General features: G+C 41.9%; 4 protein-coding genes. All 4 read left to right on the forward strand.

Features of this window, described 5'->3' with window-relative positions; genetic code table 11:
- The first annotated feature begins 102 nt into the window (after positions 1-102).
- The 4 genes from M0R21_06730 to M0R21_06745 all read left to right on the forward strand — a co-directional run bounded on the left by M0R21_06730 (position 103) and on the right by M0R21_06745 (position 12919).
- Positions 103-6663 (forward strand): hypothetical protein, encoded by a 6561-nt coding sequence (locus M0R21_06730; GenBank protein MCK9617516.1) that lies wholly within the window; start codon positions 103-105, stop codon positions 6661-6663.
- A gap of 101 nt (positions 6664-6764) precedes the next feature.
- A complete protein-coding gene (locus M0R21_06735) occupies positions 6765-9908 on the forward strand; it encodes a hypothetical protein (GenBank protein ID MCK9617517.1) in 3144 nt (1047 codons plus the stop codon).
- A gap of 30 nt (positions 9909-9938) precedes the next feature.
- A complete protein-coding gene (locus tag M0R21_06740; GenBank protein ID MCK9617518.1) occupies positions 9939-10178 on the forward strand; it encodes a hypothetical protein in 240 nt (79 codons plus the stop codon).
- Positions 10179-10933: 755 nt separating this feature from the next.
- Positions 10934-12919: an alpha amylase C-terminal domain-containing protein gene (locus M0R21_06745; GenBank protein MCK9617519.1), complete on the forward strand. Its 1986-nt coding sequence runs from the start codon at positions 10934-10936 to the stop codon at positions 12917-12919.
- The last annotated feature ends 4 nt before the right edge of the window (positions 12920-12923 follow it).

The following is a 12923-nucleotide window of genomic DNA, read 5'->3' on the forward strand; positions in this document are numbered from 1 at the left end:
TTTGTACCAAATCTACTTTTTTTACATTACTTTGTTTGCAATACTACCAAAAGTGTTGAAAAATTATTAATTCATATCAATATTAACCAAATTTTTGTAATTATGAGAAAACTAATTACGTTACTGATCCTATTTTTCCTCTGGGCAGGTAGCTCATGGGGACAAAGCACGGCGAATTACGCATTCACTTATGCTTTTAACGGGTCGCTACAGGACATTTCCACCGGGGCGACCGTTATGCTAACAGGGAATAAAGATGATGCCGCTTCTGCTGTATTTGACATCGGGTTTACCTTTTATTTTATGGGGACACCCTATACTCAGTTTAGTGCCAATTCCAATGGGCAAATACGACTTGGTTCTGTGTTAACAGCAACGACCTATTCTAATTACGTTGCATCAACTGCAGTGCTTTCACCTATGTCGGGTGATAACGAAGTAAATAATGGAATGTCATTCAAAGTAATTGGAACTGCACCAAACAGAATCCTGGTTGTTGAATGGAATCAATTCTATGTTTACTATACCAATATAACAAATGCAGGAAACATGCAGGCACTCTTATATGAAGGAACTGGTAAAATTGAATATATTTATGGAGAAATATACAATACTAGTACAGGCTCTGTAACACGTTCGACCTTTATTTCCTCTTCAAATGTTACTACTACCGGAGGTTCTGTAACCGTTGCCGCTACTCCAACTTATGAGTCAGTAGCAACGTCACCTACTTCAAATTCGTTTGCCGCAAGTGTTTTAATTGCCAATTTAGCTTCAACAGCTCAGGGAAGTAGAACCGTATATACTTTTACACCTACTTATTCTACTACTCCTGCCGATCCTATTAACATGACTTTTACGTCTGTTACCAGTTCAACAATTACAGTGAACTGGGTAGATAATTCCACAGATGAAACATTCTTTACAGCAAAACGTGCCCTTGATGCCGGTTTTACAACCGGAGTCGTAACAGCATCTGTGGCTTCTACAACAATAGCAGGCACGGGCACCGCCTATAACAGTGCATTTACGGGTTTAGTTCCGGGAACTACTTATTATTTTAAAATTACTGCCAATAACGAAGGTTCTGCATCTCCCGGCCTTACGGGGAATCAGGCTACCAGCCCACCGGGTAATATTACTTCTGCCGCAGATGGCGCATGGAGTGCAACTTCCACATGGGTTGGAGGGGTAGTACCCACCACCGCAGACAATGTTATCATTGATCACAATGTTAATGTTGATGCAGCTACAAATATCTGTTTTAACCTGACAATCAACAATGGAAAAACCTTAGCTTCTACAGGTACTGCCGGAATACTTACGATAGCCGGGAACCTGACTAATAACGGTACACTGGATTTTTATACGGATGCTTCAAATAGTGCCAGGTTAACATTTACTTCAGCCTCTAATAATACATTTACAAGTGGTGCATCGTGCACTACCGACCTTAATACACTAACCATTAACAAAGGTACTGCCAATACCAACATACTTGATATGGACTTAACTTCCCTTACGATAAAAGGAATAAGTACAGCAACCGTTGGATTCCTTACTTTAACTAATGGTACATTAAAAATATCAGGTTCCAATACATTCGATGGAGCCGTGTTTACTTCTACTTCATATTCAATTTCCGCTACCTGCGGATTCTGGCTTAACAATACCAATTTTATCGTTAACGGACAAAATGGTTCACCTACGTTGGCTGGTCTGCTCAGAATATCGAATGGAACCCTAAATGTGGGTACTGTTTCCAACAACTCTATGGGATTTTCTTCGGGTGCCACCGTTGTTATTGAAGGCGGTACAGTAATCGCAACAGGCAGGTTTGGTGTTACTTCTACATCGTATATTATTAATTATACACAAACAGGTGGAAATGTTACCGTATGTACCCTGGGAAACACAAGCACATCATACGCAAGTTTTGACTTAGGTACCGCAGCAACTTCAACAGCTACCTTGGGTGGTGGTACAATCACCATACAACTTGCCAGTACCGCTACCAGCGGTCCCCGGGATTTCAGGGGGTTATCTACAGGCACAGCGCCAACAACCTATGCAGGAACAACCCTTTATCTCGGAAATGCAAGTTCGGGAGCAACAGCCCAGACCTATTATCTCGCAGGCAGGGTGCCCCCATTTGTAATAACAACAACCTCTGCAACACATAAAGTAGCGATCTATTCCAGCATATATTATCATGGTGATCTTACCATCCCTGCCGGATCTGATCTCAATTTAAACGGATATGGTTTTTGGTGTAAAGGTAACGTGGTAAACAACGGAACCATAACTGGCACTACTACTTCCAGCCGGTTCGATTTCGCCGGTTCACTTTTAGAAACATCACCTGCTGCTCAAACCTATTCAGGGACAGGAACATTTGGACCTTCGGCTACTTTAACCACAAATCTTAGCCTTGGCATCAACAATTCAAATGGCGTTACTTTTAACGCTCCCGCTAATGTTTATAGGGTAAACCTGTTTAAAGGAATTATTACCAACAGTAATAATATAACCATAGGTAACGGATTGGCACTTACATGTTATGTTCAGATAGGTGTGAGCGGAAATGCTGATCCCGGTGGCTCATTCGACGTTTCTCCTATTTTTAACTTAGGAACGGGTGCCTATACAGTACTTTATGAACCGGAATCTACGCCGCGTACTATCGGGTTTGAGATTCCGCCAAGCCGGACCATCACAACCTTAAGCATTAACAACGCCAATGGAGTTACCTTAGCTGGCGGAAATCTCACATTAGACGCTGCCGGTGTTCTTTCCATGACGGAAGGAACTTTGACAACTTCTGCCACCAATATGCTTACTCTCAATAATACAGGGGCTGCAGTTTCAGGAGGTTCTACCACGTCGTTTGTGGTTGGGCCCATAGCACGTACATTTGCAGCCAGCCGCACCGCTACAGGTACTTATACGGGTGCAACCTTATTCCCGATCGGTAAAGATGGTATATACTCTCCCATGTGGGTTGATCCAACAACCAATGCCGGTGGTACTGTAGTCTTTACAGGAGAAGTTTTCAACAGAAACATCGGCACAAAGGGTACGGGAGTAATTTCCCTGGCAAAAGGGATACGTTGGGAAGCAATTGCTACTTCTGGTAATGCCAATTTAACCAGCACTTTTCTCTCGCTCGGAAGTTCTTCCATCACTAACGTGAATCAGATATTACAAGCCAATGCTGCTGCCGGTGTTTATGGAGCTATTCCTTCAGTATCAACATTTGCATCAGGAATTCCGAATACACTTTCGACAACTGGTTCACAAATTCCAGCGGGCTCCTATTATGGTTATTTTGGTTTTGGGGAACTACAATCCTGTGCTGCACCTACCACTCAACCTACTGCATTTGTAGCTAGTTATATCACATCCACAGGTTTTACAGGCTCATTTACCGCTGCCTCACCGGCACCAAGCAACTACTTGGTTGTCCGCTACACAGCACCTTCAACTCCGACAAATCCTGTTGATTATACAACCTATACTGTAGGCGGTACATTGGGAACTGGTACAGTGGTATCTGTAAGCGATGCCACCACGTTTACCCAAATGGGACTCATACCTGGTACTTCCTATGATTATTATGTATATAGTTATAATAACAGCGGTTGCTACGGACCGGTTTATCTGACTACCTCCCCCTCACTCTTAAACGTAACTACCTGTGCTACTGACATTGGTCTTCCCGGAACCCCGACCAGTTCCTTAATTTCTACTACAGGCTTTACTGCTTCCTGGACAGCATCCAGTACAACAGATGTTAGTTATATTCTCGATGTAGCAACTGATGCTGCCTTTACAAGTTTTGTAACCGGATATAACGGTTTGGATGTAGGTATAGGAACGCTTACTTATCCTGTTACCGGTTTAACTGCTGCGACAACCTATTATGTAAGGGTTAGGGCTAATTCGGGTGGAACATGTTATAGTAATTATACATCAACATTAGTTGTTACAACGTCTTGCAATCCCATAACTTCTTTACCTTGGACAGAAAGTTTTGAAGGTGTAACTATCCCTGCAATTCCAAGCTGCTGGTTTAAAGAAAATGGAGACTGGGTAACTACAAACAATTCAAACTCCACCTACGATGCTGATGCCCATACGGGTACCCAGTTTCTTCGCGATGCATATTCGGCTACAAATGAATATGTATGGACACCCGGTTTTGATCTTACTGCTGGTACTTCCTATGATTTTTCGTTCTGGTGGGCTGGTGATGGTGATGCCAATTGGGTTGGTGATGTATTCTATAATACCACACCGATTTCTACAGGAGCCACTCAATTAGGAGCTTCTTTTGTTACAAGTGCAACAGTAACTACAAAGACCTATGCTCAAGTAATAAGTACATTTGTACCTCTCACCTCCGGAGCTTATTATTTCGCTATCCGTGTAAACGCTACCAGTGCCCCATGGTACATTAGTTTTGATGATTTCAAATTGGATCTTTCCCCATCTTGTACTACACCTATGACATTAACTGCAACATCTATTACCCCCAACAGTGCAAGCCTTGGCTGGACAGAAACAGGAACTGCTACTTTATGGAACATAGAATTAGGCACTTTTGGATTTACTCCTACCGGTACTCCTACTCAATCAGGAGTTACCAATCCTTATACCTATTCAGGCTTAACACCCAACACAAGTTATAGCTATTACGTTCAGGCTGACTGTGGAAGCGGTTCCACAAGTACATGGACAGGTCCTTATTCCTTTACTACTCCCTGTGAAGCAGTAACTTCATTACCATGGAACGAAGGTTTTGAAGGTGTAACTATCCCTGCAATTCCAAGCTGCTGGTTTAAAGAAAATGGCGACTGGGTAACTACAAACAATGTAAATACAGCTAATGATGCTGATGCCCATACGGGTACCCAGTTTCTTCGCGATTCATGGTCGGCTACAAATGAATATGTATGGACACCCGGTTTTGATCTTACTGCTGGTACTTCCTATGATTTTTCGTTCTGGTGGGCTGGTGATAATTATTCCAATTGGGTTGGTGATGTATTCTATAATACCTCACCGATTTCTACAGGAGCCACTCAATTAGGAGCTTCTTTTGTTGTAAGTACAACAGTAACTACAAAGGACTATGCTCAAGTAGTAAGTACATTTGTACCTTCCACCTCCGGAACTTATTATTTCGCTATCCGTGTAAACGAAGCTACCGGTGACCCATGGTACATAAGTCTTGATGATTTCAAACTTGAACTTACTCCATCTTGTCCTGCACCTACAATATTGACAGCAACTTCCATTACTGCCAACAGTGCAAGCCTTGGATGGACTGAAACGGGAACTGCTACTTTATGGAACATAGAATTAGGTACTTTTGGATTTACTCCTACCGGTACACCTACTCAATCCGGAGTTACCAATCCATATACCTATTCAGGCTTATCAACAAATACACAATATAGTTATTATGTACAGGCTGACTGCGGAAGCGGTTCCACAAGTACATGGACAGGTCCTTATTCCTTTACTACTCTCTGTGATGCAAGTACCTTGCCTTATCTGGAAACTTTTGATGGAATGTGGACTTCGCCGGTTCCTAACAGTTGTTGGATTAGTGATGTAATAGCTACAAGCAACATAGCATGGCACCGTAATGATTATACTTCTAACTGGACGTATCCAACTGGAGGTTCACCTATTGAAACAGGAGCAAACGGTACACCAAATTATGCAAGATTCCATTCATATGGTTTAAATAGTGACTTAAATTCATACATGCAAACCGGCGTTATAAACCTGAGTAGTTATTCTGCCTCCGATGCAGTGAATTTGAAGTTTTATTACATCAACCTCACAGGAACAGATCAATTAGATGTTTATTTCTCTGCCGATGGTGGTTCTACATGGTCCGCCAGTATGGAACCAGGACCTTTCGTTACAAGCGAAACCTGGACAGAAATGACCATTCCTGTTGATCTGTCTGTTTATAATACGGCAAACTTTATGGTTCGTTTCCTTGCTACCTCAGATTATGGAGACGATGATATTGGCATCGACGAAATTTCAGTTGCTGTTGCGCCTTCCACCAAAACCCTCAATCTGAAATTCTATCTCGAAGGTTTATATGCAGGTGCCGGAGTGATGAACCAGGCTCAGGATGATATGGGCGCTCATTATTTGGCTCCTATTGCTGATAAAGTAACCGTAAAACTGCATGATGCCAACTATGCCATCATGGTGGGCATTTATGCTGACCAGGATCTTAATACAGATGGAACTTGTAGTGTTACCATACCGGGTACCGACAATGGCAACTACTACATCAGCATCCATACACGTAACCACCTCGAAACCGTTTCGGCTTCCACTGTATCCTTTGCCGGAAGCACTATTGCTTACGACTTCAGCACTGCCGACAACCAGGCTTATGGCTCTGGTAGCAATATGAAGGACTTCAGCGGCGTTTATGCATTTTGGGCTGGAGATGTTAACTTAGATTCATTTATTGACTCTGGTGACATGGCTCCTGTTGACAATGATGCTGCTGCTTTTGTTATGGGCTGGTCTGATAACGATGTTAATGGCGATGGATTTGTTGATTCTGCAGATATGACAATAATTGATAATAATGCTGCAGCATTTATCATGGCACAAACACCTTAACATTAATTTTCGATGAATTCTCCGGAAAAATCCGGAGGATTCATCTTTTATTTATATCTTTGAACCTTAAAATGATTTTTAAATAACCAAATTTTTTATGTATGAAAAAATTTAAACTATTGTTTTTTAAAGCTGGGGCAATTATTTTGCTGATGCTTACTTTTTTAAATGTGAAGGCACAAGTTCCTACATGGACTATGGAACTTAGAAATGATGTACAAACATCTGATAGAGTATTTACTGTTGATGTTTATCTTCTTCATACTGGTGGTGCTCCTGTAATGGAATTAGCTAATTTTCAGTGTGGTATTTCTTATAATTCAGCAATACTAAATGGTGGTGTTATTACTCCTACAATTATTGCTGGTGATTTGCCTGCTTCAATGACACCTTCAAGTATTCAAGTTGCAATTTCCGGTTCTAATTATTTTATCAGAATAGCACCACGTACCCCTCCTGGTACTGGTAACGGTTATATTGTTTCAGCAATTGCACCAGGTACTAAATTAATGAGCATTCGTTTGACTAATAGTGTTGCTTTTGGAAATGCTTCTCCCAATTTCACATGGTTATATGCAGCTCCATATCCTTCAAGGCTTTCATATTATGATCAAACAACTCATCTAAATATGAATGTTACCTTAAATGCAACAATGACATCTGTTAGTAATTTAATAAATTTTGAATTAAACGACCCCCCAACCGCCTATAACGTAAGTGGAACGGGATCGTATTGTGCAGGTGGAACGGGCTTAACGGTAACATTAAGCAACTCGCAAACTGGTGTAAACTATCAGTTGAAGAAAGACGGACTCGATCAGGGTACAGCCGTTGCCGGTACCGGTGCTGCCTTAACCTGGGATAGCCAACTTGCCGGTACCTACACCGTAGTAGCTACCAATGCCGTAACCAACATTACCAATACAATGACTGGCAGTGCAATAATTACCGAAGACCCATCGGTAGCTGCAAGCGTGAGCATAGTCGCTGATTTGAACGACGTTTGTGCCGGAACTTCTGTAACTTTCACAGCTACCCCAACTAACGGTGGTCCAGCCCCCACTTACCAGTGGAAAGTAAACGGAGGCAATGTAGGAACAGGTTTGGCTACTTATAGCTATGTACCTGCCAACGGCGATGCAGTTACCTGCGAAATGACTTCTACACTCACCTGCGTATCAGGCAGCCCGGCTACTTCCAACATCGTTAACATGGTTGTTAATGCCCCAGTTGCAGCAAGTGTTGCTATAGTTGCCGATGCAAATCCCGTTACAGCGGGGACAACAGTAACCTTTACTGCTGCACCTACCAATGGTGGTGGCACACCCATTTACCAGTGGAAAGTAAACGGAAGCAATGTAGGAACTGACCAAAATACCTACTCTTACGTTCCGGTTGACGGCGATGCAATTACCTGTGAAATGACTTCGAGTTTGACTTGCGTAAGTGGCAGCCCTGCTACATCAAACACTGTTACCATGACTGTTAATCCTGCCGGTTCAGCAGTTACTTTCAATGTTGATATGACTGGCGTTGCTATATTCAACCCTGTTACTGACGGAATATTTATTTCAGGTAGCATGAACGGTTGGGCAGAACCAGGAAGTAGTCTTTCATATAAAATGAATCCTGTTTCTGCTGGTTCATCCATTTATACCATTACTCTGACTATTCCAGACGGCGAAATTCAATACAAATACTTCAGGGTAATAAGTGAAACTCCAAGCTGGGATTACGGCGAATGGGATGGAGATCCTAACCGTTTAGCTAATATAACTGGTGTAGCCACATTGAACGATGTTTGGGCTACGCATAATACCACATGGACAGGTGCAATGAGCAATAGCTGGATAATGATCCAAAACTGGACGAATAATGTTCCTGGCTCTATATCTGATGTAACAGTTCCAGCAGGATTAACCAATTATCCCTCAATTTTTGCACCAAGCAGTTGCCATAATATTACCTTAGAATCCGGAGCAACATTACTTGATAATGGTAATTTAAATGTTACGGGAACGGCTACAGTTAAACGTTACATCACTGGTTCTGCAGCAACAGCTAATACCAACTGGCATTTGATGGGGATTCCTATTCAAAGCACATTATCCGATACTTTCTGGAATTGCTGGCTGAAAGAATGGCTGGAACCCACCGGAACCTACAGCAACATTGGCGAAGGTGTTACGCTCAATACTGCAATGAAAGGTTATGCCGTACGTTATACAGGACCTTTTACTACATTGAATTTTAACGGTACTCTTAACACAGGAACACTTTCTATTCCTTTAACTTCTGCAGGTGGAGCATATGACGGATGGAACCTTGTTTCCAACCCCTATCCTTCAGCTATTGACTGGGACGCTGTAACAATACCTGCTGGAATGAACTCAGCTATTTACTACTGGGAACCCACTTTACAAACATACTTATCCTATGTTGGGGGAGTTGGAGCTGGCTCACGTTATGCTCCTGCTATGCAAGGTTACTTTGTAAACACAACAGCACCAGTAACTTTTGAACTTACCAATGCCGTTCGTACACACCAAACAACAGTATCCTTCTACAAAGAAGAAGTTGCAAATCTGCTGAAACTTACTACCAATGCAAACAACGGTGAAGATTACACCTTCGTACGTTTCAATTCCGATGCCACTGCTGGTTTCGATGGAAACTACGATGCTTACAAACTCTTCAGCGATGCAACGGAAGTTCCTCAGATTTACACCACTGCATACGAAGATATGCTCTCAATCAACACCCTGCCTTCAATAGAAACAAATAATGTTGTTCCTGTTGCCTTCCGTGCAGGTGTTTCAGGTGATTATACTATCAATGCAAGTGGAATGGAATCATTCGACAACACTACACCAATCTGGCTCGAAGATAAAGTACTCAACACAGCAGTTGACTTCCGCAGCAACAACAAATACACCTTTAATTATGTAGCCGGCTGCAACGACAACCGCTTCTTGTTGCACTTCAAATCAGCATTTGGAATCAATGATCCTTCTAACCTGAAAATTAATGTTTATGCCTATGACCAAACCATTTATGTAAACCTTCCGCAGGTTGGAATGAATGGCAACATCGTTGTTTATAATGCATTAGGTCAGGAAGTCGCCCGTAAAGCTATTGACGGCAAACAATTTAACACCATTCACATGGGCAATACCAATGCTAATTACATCGTGAAAGTGGTTACCGACAATAAAGTTTGCACCGAAAAAGTATTTGTAAGGTAATATTAATGTAAATAATTAAAAATTCACAATATGAAAAAAGCAATCAAAACATTACTTGTTACGGGCTTTATACTTACAGCACCCTTGTTCTTATCCACTGCTTTTGGTCAGCCTCACCCAAATAATGGGGCGGTAGGCGGAGGCAATGGCGGACCCGGTGCTGCTGGCCCTATCGGTGGCGGCGCTCCAATGGGTAGCGGCGTTATCATGTTGTTAGCTATGGCTGCGGGTTATGGCTACAAAAAAATCTATGATATCCGCAAAAAATAATACCTTTTATTAGGTTTCACACAAAGAGGCTTGCCATTAATAGGGCAAGCCTCTTTTATTTATAAACCTGAGTTCGGGTTAAAATTGTAGAACCATCTATGATATATTTCAGCATGCTACATTTCGCCGTAGGCGATGAACGTTAACAGAATGTTGATTTATTATAAAAGATTGTCCATCAGACATTCATTATTGATCTCCATACGGAAAATCCACAGAAATAAAAATCCTTTCTATGGATATTAAACCTCTGACTGGTTAATATCAGGTAGATGTAAAACATGTTTTATCCCGAACTCAGGTTAATACTTATTGATATTATTTGTAATGGAACGCCAGTTAATCAGTGTGTTTACCTGATCAAAAAATTCAGTCTTTACTTTTCTTTTTCTGCTGCCAAATCGGCATAGCCTGTTCGTTTTTCATTCTTTATGCTATAAATATAACAATTTTATCGTTATAAACAATACTATGACAATATTTTATAACATTTTCCGCCTTGCAACGGCATTAATATGTTTCTTTGTGCTTTCAGTCCGGAATTCAAACCGATACAAAGAATACCTACCAAAATGATATTATTTAAGAAGCAAAGAATAAAGTTATTCATAAGCATGAGTGATAAAAATTATTTAATTATACCTCTTTTTCCAATGCTTTTCAAAAATCGCACTTAATAGTACAAACATTTTTCTAAATAAACAAATTCATACGTGTAATTTTTTATTTGCCAATTTAGTATATTTGCTACCATGATGAACACCCTTTCTCTTATTAACAGCGATCCTGGTTTGTTGCCTTACGAGGATAAAATCCGACAGAGACAGGAAAGAGTCTTGGCTAAACAACAGCAACTTGCCTGTAATCACTCCAGGTTGTACGATGCCATGAACGGACATTTGTATTACGGATTGCACTGTTATTCGGATAAATGGGTGCTTCGCGAATGGGCTCCCAATGCCGTAGCAGTTCATCTTATTGGGGATTTTTCCGGATGGAAGGCGTTACCTCTTTTCCGTTTTACAAAAAAAGAGTACGGAAACTGGGAACTGGTGCTGCCTCTGGATTACCTGGAACATGGCTCTTTGTACAAACTACTCGTTACCTGGGTGGATGGTCAGGGCGAACGGATCCCTGCATACTGTCGTCGTGTGGTACAGGACGAAACTACCAAGCTTTTTACTGCCCAGGTTTGGAATCCTGAGCGTCCCTATGTTTGGAAGCATAAAAACCCGGAAAGGAAAACTCATCCACTGGTTTACGAAGCCCATCCCGGCATGGCTACAGAAGAAGCGCACATAGCAACCTATAACGAATTTTGTGAGAAGGTTTTGCCACGTATTGCCAAAACAGGTTACGATACCATCCAACTGATGGGCATACAGGAACATCCTTACTATGGCTCGTTCGGATACCAGGTTTCCAGCTTTTTTGCCCCTTCTTCGCGCTTTGGTACACCCGAAGAACTGAAACAACTGATAGACGAAGCGCACCGGCTGAAAATTTCCGTGATACTCGATATAGTACATTCCCATGCGGTAAAAAACGACCTGGAAGGGCTGAGCCATTTTGATGGAACCGAATATCAATATTTTCATAAAGGGGAAAAGGGCATACACCGGCTGTGGGATTCGCGTTGTTTTGATTATGGTAAGGATGAAGTGTTGCACTTCCTGCTTTCCAACTGCAAATACTGGCTCGAAGAGTTTCATTTCGATGGTTTCCGCTTCGACGGCGTTACCAGCATGATGTATCTGAATCATGGTATAGGCGTTGATTTTTTGGATTATTCCATGTACTACGACGGCAACCAGGACGAAGATGCCATACAATACCTTTCGCTGGCAAATATCCTTGTGCATGAACACGCTCCCCATACAATTACCATAGCCGAAGATGTGAGCGGTATGCCGGGGTTGGCTGTGCCGCAACAGGAAGGTGGCATAGGTTTCGATTACAGAATGGCTATGGGCGTTTCCGATTTTTGGATGAAGACGATTGAGGAGAAAAAAGATGAAGAATGGCATGTAGGTGATATGTTTTTCCATCTTACCGACAAACGGAAAGAAGAACATACCATCAGCTACGCCGAATGCCACGACCAGGCAATGATGGGAGATAATACCATTATTTTCCGGTTGATAGGTGCAAATATGTACACCCAGATGAGCACCCTTTCCGAAGATATTGTTGTGGACAGAGGTGTTGCCCTGCACAAAATGATACGGCTTGCCACCCTGGCTACTGCCGGAGATGGCTACCTCAATTTTATGGGAAACGAGTTCGGACATCCCGAATGGATTGACTTTCCCAGGGAAGGAAACAACTGGAGTTTCCGCTATGCCCGACGGCAATGGAAGCTTGCTGACAATAAATCGTTGCGTTACTATTACCTCAACTTATTCGATCAGGCTATGATTGCTCTTGCACGGAAAGAAAAGATTTTTGATGTTCTTCCGTTTGTTGTCGTGCAAAATAATGAGGATCAGGTTCTGGTATTTACACGTGGAAGCTGCATTTTTGCTTTTAATTTTAACCCAGTGCAATCTTTTACTAATTACGGTTTTGCCGTAGAACCCGGAAAATATGTGGAGATATTGGATAGTGATGCAACAGAATTTGATGGTTTTGGCAGAAATATACCCGGACTGCAGCATTTTACCCGGTTCGAAAATGGCGCCCATCTGCTGAAACTGTATCTGCCCAACAGATCGGTTCTGGTGTTGAAAAGGAAAAAATAAAATG

The organism is Lentimicrobiaceae bacterium, from assembly GCA_023227965.1.
Taxonomy (GTDB): domain Bacteria; phylum Bacteroidota; class Bacteroidia; order Bacteroidales; family JALOCA01; genus JALOCA01.

What these genes read in the sequence shown, in the direction of transcription:
- M0R21_06740 (MCK9617518.1), top strand. Translation starts at nt 9,939, where the DNA reads ATGAAAAAAGCAATCAAAACATTACTTGTTACGGGCTTTATACTTACA.
- M0R21_06730 (MCK9617516.1), top strand. Translation starts at nt 103, where the DNA reads ATGAGAAAACTAATTACGTTACTGATCCTATTTTTCCTCTGGGCAGGT.
- M0R21_06745 (MCK9617519.1), top strand. Translation starts at nt 10,934, where the DNA reads ATGAACACCCTTTCTCTTATTAACAGCGATCCTGGTTTGTTGCCTTAC.
- M0R21_06735 (MCK9617517.1), top strand. Translation starts at nt 6,765, where the DNA reads ATGAAAAAATTTAAACTATTGTTTTTTAAAGCTGGGGCAATTATTTTG.